Source organism: Levilactobacillus muriae (assembly GCF_045862015.1).
GTDB lineage: Bacteria > Bacillota > Bacilli > Lactobacillales > Lactobacillaceae > Levilactobacillus > Levilactobacillus muriae.
The window spans coordinates 1-15,855 of the sequence record NZ_BAAFRU010000031.1 but is presented as its reverse complement, the minus strand read 5'-3'; the positions used below and the strand labels follow the sequence as shown (position 1 = coordinate 15,855).

The following is a 15,855-nucleotide window of genomic DNA, read 5'->3' as shown; positions in this document are numbered from 1 at the left end:
TCCGCCTTTTGCGATCTGCATCTTGCTGAGCTAATTCTGGATCATAAGGTTTAACCCGGTCCAACTCATAGCTAATCGTAGCTTTGGCGACGCCTAAGGCGTCAGCCATTACTTGGTAAGATTTATTTCCCTCATTGACCAGTTGTGCTAGTGCGCCACGTTGAAAACGTGATAAAGTAGATGTACCCAAAGTAATCGCTCCCTATATTGGTTGGAATTAGCTACTACCATTGTAAGTGATTGCTTTGGGCTTTTTAATTTCTGTTCGGATTAATTATAGAATTTGCCTTTTTCAAACAGCTAGACGATACTATAGCTCTTCATCAGCGTAAGCTTGAAAAACTCCAGGAACTCAAAAAAGGGTATCTACAAAAGATGTTTTGCTGATTCTTAATTTGATCAAATTTAGGATCCCATGAAACTCCATGATCTATTTTTATTGTGCTTGGTCAATACTTAATTCACCTGTATAATAGATTACGCAGGAAGGTTTAAGGGCGGTGGCTGTCTTTTCCCTTGTGAGGTGAGGCCCATGGGAACATGGAATAATCTTCAGGAAGGTTTCACAGTCAATGAGCGTCTTCCAGGCACTCTCGTTGATGTTGCTGTTTGGCACGTTTTTAATCGCGCTACTCAGCTATATCAACAAGCACTACCAATAAAAAAGCCGCCCTGCGTAACTTTGGTAGGTTACAGGGTAGCTTAATGCTGTCTTATTAACTTCGCCACCGCCTTTGAAGCGGCTTGCGTAGGAAGTCTTGTTAGCGCAAGGCTTCCTTTTCTGTCTACATTATAGCATGACTATGAAAAATTGGGTAGCAAGGCATTTTCGGCATATTATTTATCTTTGTATTTTTCAAAATAGGTTCAACTAATTCTGTTTCAGCGTTTTTCGTACTTCACCGTATTTGTATATAGTTTTCCAATATGTTTATGTCTGCCAACGGACCCACTTAATCTGATACCTACCATTATGATAAACCAATTTACCTATTAACTTAGTCTTGGTGCTTTTTTTCTAAGGTTGCTAATAATGCATCAATCCGTTGTTTAACTTGGGGTCGTTGGGTTGTATCAGTTAACAGTACTAACGTATCACCTTCATGAATCAAGGTGTCACCATGTGGAATCACTTCTTGTTCGCCACGCCGGATTCCAATGAGCAGTGCTTCTTTAGGCCATGGCATGTCTCGGACCATTTTGCCGTTTAAGGGACTGCCAAAGAAAACCGGTATTTCCAAATGATCAGGTCGATGAAGTTGCTGAACAGTTTTAGGCATTGTCATCTGCTTAAGCAATGCTTCATAGATTGGTGCACCGCCTAATAAATCAACAACAAGGTAAGCAGTTAACGATATGACTGCTAATGGCATTAAATGTGTTAAATTGCCAACCATTTCTGTTACCAGCAAGATAGCTGTGAAGGGAGCTTTTCCGATTCCAGCAAAGTAACCGGCCATGGAAAAAATGATTAGGTTCATGATATAGACATGCGATAATAATCCTAGTTGATTCATTAAGACGCCATAAACCGCACCAATCACAGCACCTAAAGAAAGAATCGGCAAGAAAATACCGCCAGGTAATCCGGAACCATATGAAATCATTGAAAAGACGAATCGTATAATAAAAATTGCAATTAGTACAAACAAAGGTGGAACATGCTGGCCAAATCCCAAAATTAAGCCATTACCACCACCGAGTAAATTTGGCGAAAAGTAACCAACTAAAATTACCAGCAGAAATGGTACGATACCTTGTATTGGGCGTGGCAAATGTGTCAATTGATGATACCACCTAGGCATAACTAACAAGACCCGTTGATATAAGTAACCAAATAATCCCAAAACAATGCCGAGTAAAATTAAGTGCCAATAATTTGATACTGGTAAACTACGTGAATAACTTAAATGTAACACGGGAACAAGTCCGAAAACATTCAGCGAAATAAAATTTGAACCAATTGCTCCGGCTAATGCTGTTAACCAAACCAGCGGTGAAAAATTATGGTAAATCTCTTCTAAGACAAATAGAGTTCCAGCAATGGGGGCATTAAACGCTGCTGCTAATCCAGCAGCGGCGCCTGATGCAATTAGTAGTCGGCGATCAGTTCCTGATAACTTAAACTCAGAAGCGAAACCTTGACCAACTGACGCACTTAATTGAATCGCTGGTCCTTCTCGTCCGAGAAATAATCCAGGTCCCAATGCCAGAATACCACCGATAAATTTTCGCCAAAGAATTGACCACCAGTGCATTTCCAATTCACCAGCCAATTGACCTTCAACTTGCGGAATTCCAGAACCAGCGATATAAGGTTCTCTCTTGAGAAGTCGAGCCACAATTAACGCTAAACCAAGGTTGATGCCTATCAACAATGCCCATTCCCACCAAACAAACGGCGCGATTCGTAAGTATCTATATACCAATCGACTATAGTGCAGCCCTATCTCAATACAATAGCGAAATAAGCTAACAACGGTGCCACTCATTAAACCCACAAGCAGGCCGAGTAAAACAAATCGCAAACGAGTAACGTCAAATTTTTCTTTTACAAGCTGTATCAAATAACTAATCCTCCATTATAACCAATATTATATAATTTAGTACTTAATTAAACTAGGCAATATCTCGATGAAATCTAGTAGTTATTTTTCACAGAGAAGGGGTGTCATACCGCTAAAATGTTTTAGTAGTTTATATGACGAGCCGCATGTTTGAGTAGTAATGGTGCTAATAACGTTGTTAGGATAATGGCAGTGATAATTGCCGAATAGTAATCATCACTGATTAGTTTGGATTGGTAGCCTATTTGAGCGATAATCAAGGCCATTTCCCCACGCGAGACCATCCCTGCACCAACGAGGTAAGCTTCATTCGAACTGAATCCGGCCCATTTAGCCCCACTCCCCGCTCCTAATAGTTTCGTCAGTGTTGCCACAATTGTCAATACGATAATTAATAACAAATCGTGTTCTATGCCAGCTAGTGACATACTTAAACCAATTGAAACGAAGAATACAGGAATGAAAATCGCATAACCGATTGGTTCGATACTTTGATCAACTTCATGAGCTACATGAGTTTGTGCAATCGCAATTCCTGCAAAAAAGGCCCCAATTACTGCACTCAGTCCAATCAGATTTGCAATATATGCCATACCAAAACACAAAATCATCGCCATTATAGTAGGTCCCACTGGATTCAATAATTTGGTGCCTAGTCTAGCGAGGAGAGGGGCGATAAAACGCATCACGAAATAAATTGCGGCAAAGTAAATTAGCTGCTCTAAAAAAGTCAGAGCTAGCGGTATCTGGGTATCCGTACCAGCCTTTGTACCTATTAAACTGACCATAATGCTAAGTAAAACGACAGCTAGCACATCGTCAACCACCGCGGCACCGAGGACTGTTGAACCGCTCTTACTATCAAGTAAATTTAGTTCTTTCATGACAGCAACTGAAATTGAAACCGACGTTGCGGCAAAAATAACGCTCAAAAACAAGCTTTCAAATTGTGTCAAGCCAAAAACAATACCAACTGGATAGATCAGTACCATTGGAATCAAAACTCCTAACAACGCGACAATTATGCTAGGACGCAAATATTTTTTAAGCAATGTAAGATCACTCTCAAGTCCGGCGATAAACATTAAGATGATAACCCCAATCTCTGAAAAAATATGGATAAAATCATTGGCGCGAACCCAATTCAACAACGCAGGGCCAAGAATAATTCCAACAAATAATTGACCGATCACTGCTGGGATACCAACCCTAGAGGCTAGATGGCCAAATAGACTAGTTGCAATCAAGATGATCACCAAGGTACCTAAAAATTCCAAACAAAAACCTCCTCATACCCCGGTTTGTAAAATTAAGTTAGAAATTTAAAAAGCCATTTGTGATAGACTTTTGAGTGTCAAAATCAAAAGAAAGGCTGATCACAAATGACCTATACTCATCTTACTATAGACGAACTTGCCACAATTTATTCTTTTTGGAAACTCGGTAAAAAGGCTTATCTAGTGGCCCCAGCGCTCCATCGGAGTGCTGAAACTGTGTATCGTATTTATCGGTTTCTTGACGCTGGCGGTACGATTATTGATTACCAATGCCACTATCGAAAGCATAAACAACATTGTGGGCGTAAACCAATTCAACTACGCCCTGATGAACTGGCCTATATTCAAGCCAAAACTCAAGCTGGTTGGCAACCAGATACCATTATTAATCGCCAAGAACGGGCTTTCAGCTGTGGGGTTCGAACCCTTTACCGCCTTTTCAAACGCGGTGTTTTGGGGTTGTCGACCAAAGATTTACCGATGCACGGCAAACGGCACCCTAATGGTTACATTGAACGCCGTGGGAAAGCGGGTCAATTGGGCAGGGATTTAAAGAATCGTTATCAGGACTATCCTAATTTTAATCAATAATTCGGCCATTTAGAAGGTGACACGGTTCAAGGTAAAAACCATCAGGGTGCGGTAACCACGCTGGTTGAACGACAAACTAAGGTCGCAATTGTGCTGAATTCGCATACCAAGTCGGCACACGATGTCAATCGTAGTTTAGCAGGATGGCTTTCGAAGCTGCCACGACACCTATTTAAGTCAATTACGTTTGACAATGGTAAGGAGTTCGCCGGTTGGCGAACCATTGCTAACCAATTTGATTTAAATATTTACTTTGCCGCTGTCGGAGCACCCAATCAACGTGGTTTAAATGAGAACACCAATGGTCTGCTGCGTAAAGATGGTTTACGTCACAATCTTATTATGGACCAGCTATCAGATGGATTTGTTCAAGCAGTTGCCAGTCGACGAAACCACATCCCACGAAAAAGTTTGGGTTACCAGACACCTCTGGAAGCATTCATCAGTCAGATTACAGATGAACAGTTAAAAAATTTCTAACTTAATTTGACAATTCGGGTTATAATAAATTGATTCAAACTCATTATGAACGTTAGAAATAGGGAGTGTCAAGAAGTTTGTGTAAAAAGGGATTGCCCTTTCTCCATAAAATTAAATCTTTTCAGTCGAAAAGTGATTCTAATGTATCCTTAACTTGTCCGAATCCACGATGAATTCGATTAAAGTTCTTTTCGTTGTAACTAATTACTTGCACTCCAATGAAATTGTCTAATGATTTTTCATTGGGAAACTGTTCTTTTGCTTTTGGATTGAAGTCAATATTTGAGACAGATTTTAAGAGACATTCAGAACCGCGTTTACCTTCCACAGCTCAAATAAATCATTAATCGCGATTAATAACTTATTTGAACCCTGGAAAGCATTAAATCAGGCGGCCATTTGGCTCGTAAGTGTTGCAATTTCAACTTGTAAGGGGGTCTGGTAGCCCAGTGAACTATGAATTCTCTTTCTATTGTAGAAAGCATGCACATATTCAAAAAGGACGGCAGCGGCAGTTTCATAATCTTCAAAGACCGGCACTGGATAAACACATTCCTTTTTGAGGGAAGCGTGAAAGGATTCCATTGGCGCATTATCATACGGACAACCCTTACGGCTGTATGAGTGGCAGATATGTAGCTCAGTTAAACGTTGATTGTAATCATCGCTGGTATACTGTGATCCTAAATCCGTATGGATAATCAGGCCCCCAGTAATGGTTCGATTTTCAACCGCGCTTTCAAGGGTCTTTAAGACTAAATCAGTAGCCATCTTTTTTGAGAACGAATAGCCGATAATCCGTCGTGAGTGCAGGTCCATGATGGTTGATAAGTAACACCAGCCATTACGCTTCGTTTGAATATAGGTCATATCAGCGGTCCATTTTTGATTTAAACCAGTGGTCGAGAAATCCTGCTTAAGCAAGTTGGGACGCTGTTCAACCTTGGTTTTGGAAGCCGAAGCCGCTTTCCACTTATTGACGGTAACGGAGTGGATATCCAGTTCCTTCATGAGCCGGGAAATCCGTCGTGGACTGCACCGAAGCTGCAGTGGTTGAAGTTCCAGATTCAATTCATGGTGGATCTTCATGACACCGTATCGCTGCTTAAATTCCGCAAAGATCCGCAGAATCCGTTGTTTTAAGTCCTCATCTTCGGCCCGGCGTTTTGAAGGCTTTGGGGATCGATAACGATAATACTGAGCTCTGGAAACACCGAGGATTCGGCACATCTTGGTTACCTGGTGGTGATGGCTTTCTTGGTGAATGTAATCAAAGATATTGGTTACTTCTGCGCAAGGAAGCCCAGGGCTTTTTTTAGGATTTCGTTCTCCTCAGACAGCGAAGCCAGTCGCTTTTCCATCGCTTTGATTTCGTCTGGCGATTTACCGGATTGAGTTTTGGCCTGGCCCTGGATCCACTTATGAACTGTTGAATAGCCAAGGCCATATTCTCTGGCCAGTTGGGCAGCTGATTCGCCTTGCTTATATAGGTTGATAATGTTTTGTTTGAATTCTTTGTCGTAACGAGTTGGCATGTAAAAATTCCTTCCTTTTGAGAGATGATTTATTCATTATACCCTCTCTTAAAAGTTGTCTCAGGAATCAGCTTACATCCAATAGATTAAATATACCATATAAAATCATTTTCTAAAGAAAATATGGCCTTTGATCCAACTGGGCATGATTTTCTTCATGCCCAAAGAGTGGCTAAGCTAGCTCAAAAAAAATATATAGAAGATTTTAAAAAAAATGAAACTGATATTGGTCTGTATGTTGTGAAAGCAGCTAGCTATTTGCATGACACCATAGACTAAAAAGTCACTGCAGATAGAATAGACTGAGAGGAGTACGAATTATACTTAGCCATGAGAATATTACAACTCCGGCTAGAGAAGACATTTTAGATATTATCCAACATATGTCATATGCTGACAACATTGAACACCATTATCAGCTTTCTAACGAAGGTAAATGTGTTCAGGACGCTGATAGACTTGATGCACTAGGTGCAATCGGCATAGCACGTGCATTTGCTTACGGCGGGCACGCTGGACAGGAAATATATGATTCCAAAATATCAGTGAAGCAAATCAAAACACACGATGATTATCGCCATCACAAAAGTACAACCATCAATCACTTTTATGAAAAGCTGCTGAAATTAGCAAGTTCAATGAATACCAGAACGGGAAAGCAAGAAGCCAGTCGTCGAACAAAGTATATGCGTGATTTCTTATCTGAATTCCAAATGGAAACAGGTGTAAAAGATGAAACATAATGAGCATCTATTAGATAAATCGTATTTCGAAAAAGTCGCTGCACTTTTTAATAAAGGACAGTCTGATCCCCTGCTAGGTGAGGCCATGTGAACATGGAATAATCTTCAGGAAGGTTTCACAGCCAATGAGCGCCTTCCAGACACGCTCGTTGATATTGCTGTTTGGCCTGTTTTTAATCGCGCTCCTCAGCTATATCGACAAGCACCACAAATAAAAACCCGCCCTGCGTAACTTTGGTCGGTTACAAGGCGACAATGTATTTTGTAATCTAGACCACCGCCTTTAAAGCGGCTTGTCTGAGAAGCTCCGTTCACGCAGGGCTTCTTTTTCTTCCCCGCATTATAGCATGCCTTTAATTATCCTTCGACTATTTTAAATTAACTTTCTAATAGTTCTAGGGGACGCACGTTTTTTTGTACTAAAACAAAGGTAAAAACTAGTAGACATAATCAAAATATTTTTTGATCATGAACCGTACAGTGTGCTCTTCTCAATTGATAACAAGGCCTTTGGTGCAAACTGTGAGCTGGGTCCTGGGAGCTTGCTTCCATTCATTAAAAGTCCCGTTTATCGTCTCTTAGTGCAGCTTAAAATACCAACGGTGGGCCCATTTTAGCCACCTCGCATGAATCTTTATATTCAACACAATTTGTAGATCAATCAGATCGTCCACCAATTTGCACAGACACCACATATAGTGCTATAATGATCGCCTAACCACTATATATAGAAAAAGGGCGATGATTAGTTACGGAAACCATAAATATTCTCTACATCAGTTTGAGCGGCAACACGAAATATTTTATTAGCAGACTGACAACATACTTTGAGAAAGAACGTCATGTTCGGGTTAGTTCAATTAATGTTAAAGAACACCCTGAATTCACCACTCTTGACCAGCCGTTTGTTACCTTCCTACCAGCCTTTCTTAAAGGTGGTAATGGGGTTAATAACGGTTATACTGAAATATTAACCACTATTTTGGGAGATTACCTCGCGTACGAAGGCAATTACCAGCATTGCTACGGTATTATCGGTAGCGGTAATCGTAATTTTAATAAGCAGTTTGCACTCACGGCTAAACAATATGCTAAACGCTTCGATTTTCCTTACATTACCGATTTTGAGCTACGTGGCACCGCACACGACATTCCTCGCATTGCCGATACCATCTTAACCTATCGCAATCAATTTTGTTTTCAAACAACGAAGGAGTAATCCCTAATGGTAACTAGCACCCCAGAAATGGAAAATACCTATTTTTACTTAAATAACCTCGTAAATATCCCAAGCAACGGAGAAATTCCGCTACATTATGATCAAGAAGCCCTAAAGGCTTATTTCGAAGAGACAGTTAAACCGAAGACCAAGCAATTTGATTCGTTAAATGCCAAGTTAAATTACTTGGTTGACGAAGATTATATCGATCCAAGTATCCTGGAACAATACTCTCACAAGTTTGTGCAGTCCTTGTTCGACCAAATGAGAGACCATCACTTTCGTTTTCGCAGCTTTCTCGGTGCCTACAAGTTCTACACACAATATGCCATGAAAACTAATGATGGCCAGCAATTTTTGGAAGACTTTGTCGATCGCGTCGTCTTCAATGCCCTCTATCTCGCTAATGGTGATGAACAACTTGCCAATGACATTGCCGATGAATTGATTTCACAACGTTATCAGCCTGCCACCCCCACGTTTCTCAACGCGGGTAAAAAACGGCGCGGTGAAATGGTATCATGTTTTTTAATCGATGTGGCCGACTCCATGCTCTCAATTGGACGCGGCGTTAATTCTGCCCTTCAACTATCTCGAATCGGTGGGGGCGTCGGCGTTAACCTGTCAAACTTGCGCGCCTCAGGTGATCCTATTAAGCAGATTTCCAACGCCTCGTCTGGCGTTGTACCAGTGATGAAGTTACTTGAAGACTCATTTAGCTACAGTAACCAACTTGGGCAACGGAACGGCGCCGGAGTGGTTTATCTCAACGTCTTCCATCCTGACATCTTACATTTTCTGGATACCAAAAAGGAAAATGCGGACGAAAAAATTCGGGTGAAGACCTTGTCCCTCGGTTTGATTGTTCCTGATAAGTATTATGAATTACTCAAGACTAACGAACCAATGTATCTTTTTAGTCCCTATGATGTCGAACGTGAATATCGTACGCCATTTGCTTACATCGATATCACCAAAGAATATAACAACATGGTCGCTAACCCCAATATTAAGAAGTCAGTTTTTAACGCGCGGAAACTAGAACAAAAGATTTCTCAACTCCAACAAGAATCTGGTTATCCTTACATCTTGAACATTGATACGGCCAACCAAACTAACCCTGTCGATGGCAAAATTATTATGAGTAACCTTTGTAGTGAGATCTTACAGCCTCAAGAACCGTCAAAACTTGATGATGACCTATCGTACAAGACAATTGGCACCGATATTTCATGTAATCTCGGATCAACTAATATCATGAATATGATTGACTCGCCGGACTTCGGTCACTCAGTTGAGGTTGCTGTTCGTGCGCTCACCCTCGTAACTGACACAACCGACGTTAAGGAAGTACCGACTGTTAAACATGGTAACGAACTTTACCACACGATTGGATTAGGGGCTATGGGTTTGCATACTGCCCTTGCACGCCACCAAATTGAGTATGGCTCACCAGAGGCCCTTGAATTTACTGATGCCTACTTCCTAGCTTTAAACTACTATTCACTCGTTACAAGCAATCGAATTGCCCGTGAACGCCACGAAACCTTCGCTAAATTTGACCAATCAAAGTACGCTGATGGCAGTTACTTCGATCAATACTTGAACGCAGACTTTAAATTTAAGAGTACTAAAGTTGCAAAAATCTTCAAAAATATTAAATTACCATCTGTTACAGATTGGAAGGCACTCAAGCAAGCTGTGATTACTGGCGGCCTTTATCATCGTAATAGACTCGCTGTGGCACCGAACGGGTCAATTTCGTACGTCAATGAAACAAGTGCATCACTTCATCCAATCACACAATTAGTAGAACAACGTCAGGAAAATAAGGTAGGCTCAATCTTCTATCCAGCACCTTACCTGTCTAACGAAACTTTGCCTTACTACACACCCGCATATGATATTGATCAACGAAAAATTATTGACACCTATGCCGTAGCTCAAAAGCACATTGATCAAGGCATGAGTCTGACACTATTTATGCGTTCAGTTTTGAAACCTGACCTTTACGAGTGGAAGGATAATAACAATTTAAAGATGACAACCCGAGACCTTAACCGGTTACGGAATTACGCCTGGACAAAAGGCATTAAGTCACTTTATTACATTCGAACGTTTACAGAAGACGATGAAATTAAAACGGCAAATGAATGTGAATCATGCATGATCTAGGAAATTCACTTGGGGTCTTACCGTCCGTTTAACACACCGGCATACGTTATTGGGTCACAAGACCCATATACCCATGAATCCTAATTAAGGAGACGAACAAATAACGATGGACTACTTATACTACAAAGCAATTAACTGGGATGATATTAAAGATAATTTCGATAAATACATGTGGGAACGACTCACCACTAACTTTTGGTTGGACATTCGGATTCCCATCACGAATGATCAAACGGCTTGGCAACAGCTATCAGATACTCAACAACAGGCCATTACTCGTATGTTGACAGGTACATCAATGTTAGCCGTCTACCAATCAGAAGTTGGCACCCCTGCTATTCGCCACGATCGGCGAACTCAACAAGAAGAATCCGTATTAAACACCATTACCTTTATGAAATCAGTCCATGCCAAAAGCTGTACGACCATTTTCCGGGCTCTGATTCCGGGTAACGGCGGTGAAAGTTTTACTTGGGCAGATGACAATGCCAATCTGCAAGCTGAAATTGACCAACTAGCCCAAATGAGCACTAGCGATATGGCCTTACAGAAAAAAGCCCTTTTTATTCTGACTGAAACTGGGCTCTCGTTTGGTAAATACTGGACAATACTTCAAACACAGGCTCTCGTCAATACTTACCAAATGTTGGCTAATATTCTCCGCGGTAGCGCCCTTTTTAGTGCTTATATTGGTTACAAATTTCGCCTCAGATTTGAAGAACTCACTGTAAGTGATCAAACCGAACTGCAGTATTGGATTAATACACAGTTTGATCAACTCATGCAAACTGAAAAAGACTTCTTAGAAGCTAACCTTGACGATGCCACCGAAGCCATCAATCTGGCCTCCTATGGTGCCAATCATGCATTAATGTCACTTGGCTTTAACGCTGTCTACGAAGTTCAACCGTCTTCACTAGTGGCGCAACTCAAAGAACTGATGATTGACCAAAATCAATTTTTGCAACAGGTAACGGCTGCAAACAATGAATCGGACACTGAAAAAATGACCGATGACGACTACGACTTTTAAGGAGTATTCAACTAATGAGCTATAAAACAATTAATTGGGACATCATCGAAGACGAACTTGACGAATATGTATGGGATAAAGCAACGGCACAATACTGGCTGGATACGCGAGTACCTGTTTCTAATGATTTACGGGACTGGCGGACACTCTCTGGCACCGAAAAATCGGTTATCAATCGGGTTGTGGGTGGATTAGCCTTGCTGGACACTCTCCAATCCGAAGAAGGAGTCGACGTGATGCGGCCCGACGTTCGGACACGAAAAGAAGCAGCAGTCCTCAATGACTTTTTGATGATGGAGTCAATTCATGCCAAAAGCTACGGCACTATTTTGACATCTTTGAACGATCAAGCCACTGTTGACGAAGTATTCAAATGGATGAACAATAATCCCAGAATGCAATACAAAGCCAAACGGATCAATGATATTTATCAAACGGGAAACAACCTTGAAAAGAAAGTTGCAAGCGTCTTTCTTGAAGGAATTTTGTACTACACCAACTTTTTTACCCCACTTTGGTACCGTGGTAACAATAAGCTGGCAAATCTTTCTGAAGTTATCAAACTGGTGATCCGCGATGAATCTGTTCATGGTACCTACCTCGGCTACAAATTTCAATTGGGATATAACGAGCTATCGGCGACTGAACAAAAAATATTCAAAAAGTGGATGGATGAGTTGCTCGACGATCTCCTTGAGAACGAGTTTGCGTTCACCGAAGAAGTTTACGCGCCGATTGGGTTAGCGGAAGACGTTAAACAATTCGTTCACTACAACGCCAACAAGGCGCTCCAAAATATGGGCTTTGAATCCCGCTTTCCCAATGCTGAGATTAAAGATATCAACCCAATCGTAATGAACGGAATTTCAACCGAAACGGCCAATCATGATTTCTTTTCACAAGTTGGTGCTGGCTATCTAATGGGTAATGCTGAAGCTATGAGTAGCGGCGACTATGACTTCTAACATAGGCTTCTAGGCATAATTAAAATTAAAAAAAGGCTAATATCTACAGGAAATATTAAAGTAAAGCCCCCTGAGTTGTACTAGTCCCTGTCAAGTTGTCATTTGAAATAATATAAGTTTTGCTTTGCTTAAACGGCCTCATTCCAGTATTCCGCTGGGGTGAGGTCGTTTCTTGCTGGTGAACGATCTAGTTGATTAAAATAGTTGATGCCTTCTTCGACCAAGGCCACTAATTCTTTATAGGTAACTGGTTTAGCGTGTCGATCAATCCAGCGCAATTTGAACTCGTTCCACCAACGTTCCATTGGTGCGTTATCACACGGCGTCCCTGGTCGTGACATACTACGGGTGACTTCATGTTGCGCCAAAAAGTTATTGAATGTTCCTGATGTGCATGCCGAATCTCGGTCAGTATGCACTACAGGGTGGACGTCACCCGCAAAATTAAAGGCCCGTTGAAAAACCTGAACTTTTGCCTTCGAAGTTTCAGTTTCACTTAATTTATGGGCAATTAGATGGCGACCGTAAAGATCCAGCGCGCCACTCAAACGCACTTTATACTGACCGTTAACACCATAGGTCAATTCCGTTGAATCAGCTAACCAAACCTGGTTTGGTTGGTTAACGCCAAAACGCTGATTTAAAACATTATCTTGTAAGTATTGCTCCTGTTGTTTGATTCGTGAATGCTTTTTCTGATGAACCTGGCAACGAATGCCTAGCTTGCTCATAATCCGCTTAACTTGCTTTAACGTCACCTGTTCGGTGACGGCCGGGTCTTTTCTGAGATTAGATAATATTTTGGTACTACCAATACTTTGATGATGCTGGTTATACCAATATTGAACCCGTCCAGTTAAGAAGTTATCTCGAATCCCCCAATTCGTTACGTTACGATGTACCCTAATGTCTCCTTCCTGAGCTGTGGTATAATAGATCAAACGTGTGAGACATTAGAGTGTGACACAGTAACTTTTAAATCTTAATCAGATCAACTAGTTGAGTAGTTGCCCAGAAACTGACGTCAGAATTAATATGATAAGAAGGCAAATATATGAAAATTGGTTATGCTAGGGTGTCGTCTGAAAATCAGAATTTAGCTCGGCAGATTGAAGCTCTAAAAAAGTCTGGTGTAGAGAAAATATTTCAGGAAAAAGTTTCCGGAAAATCAGTTCAAAATCGCCCTGAATTGCAAAAAATGTTAGAGTTCATTCGTGAAAAAGATATTGTCACTGTTTTGGATTTAGATCGACTTGGTAGAAATTCTCAGGACATTACTGACACCATTAACTTGATTCAACAAAAGGAAGCCACACTAGATGTTTTAAGTTTACCGAGTTTCACTGATATACAAGATGTTAACTTACGTGGTTTATTAACCAATTTGGTTTTTGAAATATACAAATATACAGCTGAAGAAGAGCGCAACAAAATTCATGCTAGGCAGAATCAGGGGATCCAATTAGCTAAGGAGCGCGGGGAGTATAAAGGAAGAAGGCGGCAATATAGTCCACATGGATCAAAACGCTACCTATATAAAAGGGTAGTTCAAATGCTCAGGGATGGAACGAATATTGCACAAATTGCAAGGAGTACTGGCGTACAACGACGACAAATTTATCGTATTAAAGAATATGCTTTAAAAGTTGGCGACTTAGGCACTCCCAAAAGGGAAGTGAATAGCTAGGGCCTACAGGACAAGTTAGTGTTTTTTAGGGACCATCGGTCAAATAATAAAGCACTTACATTGATAAAACATTTTGGAGATGAACTATGTTTTTTAAAGATTGGACAAAATACAATAGTTTCGAATTAGTTATGATTACGTTGGGATGTAGCATTTATGCGTTCAGTCTAGATTTAGTCTCTATTCCAAGTGGCTTGGCAGACGGCGGTCTGAGCGGAATAACTCTGATTATTCGTCATTTCTTTCATATTAACTTGGGAATTAGTACTTTATTTCTGAATATTCCATTGATACTAATTGGGTTGCGCTACTTAGGCAAGCGCATGATGGCTTACACTATTTATGGCACCATTTGTTTATCACTATTTCTAATAATATGGTCACAGCAGGCTCTGATTCAACCACTACCATTGAGAAATGATTTATTATTGTCATCACTGGTTGCAGGGGTATTATCAGGGTTGGGAATTGGTCTGGTTTTTCGTTATAACGGAACTACTGGTGGTAGTGATATTATTGCTCGGGTTGGCCAGAGAAGTTTTGGATTTTCTTCGGGAAAAGGAATTTTGATTATTGACTACGTAGTATTAGGGCTATCACTATCATACTTAGATCTGTATCACATCGCGTACTCGCTAATTGTTAGTTTCGTATTATCTAAAGTAATTGATATGGTCCAAGAAGGGCCCAATCGTGCTAAGGTATTATTCATTGTGTCAGATAAAAGCCAAAAAATTTCCCAATTAATTGATGTTTCTTTAAATAGAGGATTGACATATTTGCAAGCTGAAGGTGGTTATCAGCATGATCAAAAGCAAGTGATTTATTTGGTGGTTCAACCGCGGGAAATTCCACAATTGAAGCAATTAATTAAAGCGATTGATGAACGGGCATTTGTGACGGTACTGGATGCCCATGAAGTGATTGGAGAGGGCTTTAGTTATCAACGCAAAAGATACCATGTTAATTGGCAGCACAGTAAAGAATAAAAATTAATAGACGTTTTAATATGAAAAAACGGCTATAATCTACTAGTCACTGATTAGAAAATTGTTGTTTTGATCACGTAGAGCAGTTGGGTATTGAACAATAATATATGTGAAAACGGCCAGGATTCAAATTTTATAGTTTTACTATTGAGACAGACTTGAAACCAATAGGTGTATTTTTACAAGCCTTAAGTTTTGACAAGTATCAAGTAACTATTTTTTGAAATAATGCGGGGAAAATTGAGAGCGTAAAATATCTTGTGTAAATGCATAAAAGATTTCTGAATTGTATAGAAATAGGGAATGCCTTCCCTTATGATATTTAGTAACCACAGAAAACATCACAGGAGGCATTCCCCATGAATGAACTTACCACAGAAATTATCGCTGCACTAGCCCAAAAGCAAGATTTGGACGAAGTTTTTCGTCACCACCTCGAAATTGCGATTAACCAGCTACTTCAAACCGAATTGGCAGAGTTTTTGGGTTACGAACGCTACTCATACGCTGGGATTAACACTGGTAATAACCGCAACGGCAGTTATGAGCGCTCGTTTGATACGAAGTACGGCCAACTTAACTTAACCATTCCTC

15 protein-coding genes and 4 pseudogenes are annotated in these 15,855 nt (G+C 40.6%); 12 read left to right on the top strand and 7 right to left on the bottom strand.

The genetic code is table 11. From position 1 onward, the window contains the following. Positions 1-190 (bottom strand): helix-turn-helix domain-containing protein (locus ACKTSF_RS13535; protein ID WP_143443961.1); only part of this gene is annotated, 190 nt, incomplete at its 3' end. A 95-nt stretch (positions 191-285) separates the two neighbouring features. Here ACKTSF_RS13535 and ACKTSF_RS13530 point away from each other — a divergent pair. Continuing rightward, positions 286-387: pseudogene (locus ACKTSF_RS13530) on the top strand (restriction endonuclease subunit S); the annotation flags it as partial. Between the two features lie 185 nt (positions 388-572). Next, entirely contained in the window at positions 573-662 is a 90-nt protein-coding gene (locus ACKTSF_RS13525; RefSeq protein ID WP_120247253.1) for a putative holin-like toxin, read from the top strand. Positions 663-998: 336 nt separating this feature from the next. On the opposite strand, the gene ACKTSF_RS13520 is transcribed toward ACKTSF_RS13525, so the two are convergent. After that, complete coding sequence (locus ACKTSF_RS13520) at positions 999-2,567, bottom strand: ClC family H(+)/Cl(-) exchange transporter (protein ID WP_087509189.1); 1,569 nt, start codon at positions 2,565-2,567, stop codon at positions 999-1,001. 122 nt (positions 2,568-2,689) lie between these two features. Beyond that, positions 2,690-3,844, bottom strand: coding sequence for a cation:proton antiporter (locus tag ACKTSF_RS13515; RefSeq protein ID WP_105450232.1), 1,155 nt, complete (start codon positions 3,842-3,844; stop codon positions 2,690-2,692). A gap of 105 nt (positions 3,845-3,949) precedes the next feature. Here ACKTSF_RS13515 and ACKTSF_RS13510 point away from each other — a divergent pair. After that, positions 3,950-4,915: pseudogene (locus tag ACKTSF_RS13510) on the top strand (IS30 family transposase). 121 nt (positions 4,916-5,036) lie between these two features. Here ACKTSF_RS13510 and ACKTSF_RS13505 read toward each other — a convergent pair. The 3 genes and pseudogenes from ACKTSF_RS13505 to ACKTSF_RS13495 form a co-directional block, all read right to left on the bottom strand. Continuing rightward, positions 5,037-5,174: pseudogene (locus ACKTSF_RS13505) on the bottom strand (IS256 family transposase); the annotation flags it as partial. 128 nt (positions 5,175-5,302) lie between these two features. Next, positions 5,303-6,181, bottom strand: a complete 879-nt coding sequence (locus ACKTSF_RS13500) for an IS3 family transposase (RefSeq protein ID WP_257720310.1) — start codon at positions 6,179-6,181, stop codon at positions 5,303-5,305. Between the two features lie 17 nt (positions 6,182-6,198). Beyond that, a complete protein-coding gene (locus ACKTSF_RS13495) occupies positions 6,199-6,450 on the bottom strand; it encodes an IS3 family transposase (protein ID WP_057950377.1) in 252 nt (83 codons plus the stop codon). Between the two features lie 123 nt (positions 6,451-6,573). Between ACKTSF_RS13495 and ACKTSF_RS13490 the strand changes: the two are divergent. The 6 genes and pseudogenes from ACKTSF_RS13490 to nrdF all read left to right on the top strand — a co-directional run bounded on the left by ACKTSF_RS13490 (position 6,574) and on the right by nrdF (position 12,585). Further along, positions 6,574-7,193 (top strand): annotated as a pseudogene (locus ACKTSF_RS13490) (HD domain-containing protein). Positions 7,194-7,318: 125 nt separating this feature from the next. Next, a complete protein-coding gene (locus ACKTSF_RS13485; RefSeq protein ID WP_222893344.1) occupies positions 7,319-7,408 on the top strand; it encodes a putative holin-like toxin in 90 nt (29 codons plus the stop codon). A 545-nt stretch (positions 7,409-7,953) separates the two neighbouring features. After that, a complete protein-coding gene (gene nrdI / locus ACKTSF_RS13480) occupies positions 7,954-8,412 on the top strand; it encodes a class Ib ribonucleoside-diphosphate reductase assembly flavoprotein NrdI (RefSeq protein ID WP_407890138.1) in 459 nt (152 codons plus the stop codon). Positions 8,413-8,439: 27 nt separating this feature from the next. Continuing rightward, entirely contained in the window at positions 8,440-10,587 is a 2,148-nt protein-coding gene (gene nrdE, locus ACKTSF_RS13475; protein ID WP_082265534.1) for a class 1b ribonucleoside-diphosphate reductase subunit alpha, read from the top strand. 106 nt (positions 10,588-10,693) lie between these two features. Further along, a complete protein-coding gene (locus ACKTSF_RS13470; RefSeq protein WP_105450229.1) occupies positions 10,694-11,620 on the top strand; it encodes a ribonucleotide-diphosphate reductase subunit beta in 927 nt (308 codons plus the stop codon). Positions 11,621-11,634: 14 nt separating this feature from the next. Further along, positions 11,635-12,585, top strand: coding sequence for a class 1b ribonucleoside-diphosphate reductase subunit beta (gene nrdF, locus ACKTSF_RS13465; protein WP_105450228.1), 951 nt, complete (start codon positions 11,635-11,637; stop codon positions 12,583-12,585). A 128-nt stretch (positions 12,586-12,713) separates the two neighbouring features. On the opposite strand, the gene ACKTSF_RS13460 is transcribed toward nrdF, so the two are convergent. Beyond that, complete coding sequence (locus tag ACKTSF_RS13460; protein WP_407890133.1) at positions 12,714-13,526, bottom strand: DDE-type integrase/transposase/recombinase; 813 nt, start codon at positions 13,524-13,526, stop codon at positions 12,714-12,716. 113 nt (positions 13,527-13,639) lie between these two features. Between ACKTSF_RS13460 and ACKTSF_RS13455 the strand changes: the two genes are divergently transcribed. From ACKTSF_RS13455 to ACKTSF_RS13445, 3 genes are all read left to right on the top strand, one after another. Continuing rightward, entirely contained in the window at positions 13,640-14,272 is a 633-nt protein-coding gene (locus ACKTSF_RS13455) for a recombinase family protein (protein ID WP_105450226.1), read from the top strand. An 86-nt stretch (positions 14,273-14,358) separates the two neighbouring features. Next, positions 14,359-15,261, top strand: coding sequence for a YitT family protein (locus ACKTSF_RS13450; RefSeq protein ID WP_021356783.1), 903 nt, complete (start codon positions 14,359-14,361; stop codon positions 15,259-15,261). Between the two features lie 359 nt (positions 15,262-15,620). Continuing rightward, a partial coding sequence (locus tag ACKTSF_RS13445; RefSeq protein WP_181356998.1) for a transposase occupies positions 15,621-15,855 on the top strand: 235 nt, incomplete at its 3' end.

What these genes read in the sequence shown, in the direction of transcription:
- nrdE (WP_082265534.1), top strand. Translation starts at nt 8,440, where the DNA reads ATGGAAAATACCTATTTTTACTTAAATAACCTCGTAAATATCCCAAGC.
- ACKTSF_RS13495 (WP_057950377.1), bottom strand. Translation starts at nt 6,450, where the DNA reads ATGCCAACTCGTTACGACAAAGAATTCAAACAAAACATTATCAACCTA.
- ACKTSF_RS13525 (WP_120247253.1), top strand. Translation starts at nt 573, where the DNA reads ATGAGCGTCTTCCAGGCACTCTCGTTGATGTTGCTGTTTGGCACGTTT.
- ACKTSF_RS13470 (WP_105450229.1), top strand. Translation starts at nt 10,694, where the DNA reads ATGGACTACTTATACTACAAAGCAATTAACTGGGATGATATTAAAGAT.
- ACKTSF_RS13455 (WP_105450226.1), top strand. Translation starts at nt 13,640, where the DNA reads ATGAAAATTGGTTATGCTAGGGTGTCGTCTGAAAATCAGAATTTAGCT.
- nrdF (WP_105450228.1), top strand. Translation starts at nt 11,635, where the DNA reads ATGAGCTATAAAACAATTAATTGGGACATCATCGAAGACGAACTTGAC.
- ACKTSF_RS13450 (WP_021356783.1), top strand. Translation starts at nt 14,359, where the DNA reads ATGTTTTTTAAAGATTGGACAAAATACAATAGTTTCGAATTAGTTATG.
- ACKTSF_RS13485 (WP_222893344.1), top strand. Translation starts at nt 7,319, where the DNA reads ATGAGCGCCTTCCAGACACGCTCGTTGATATTGCTGTTTGGCCTGTTT.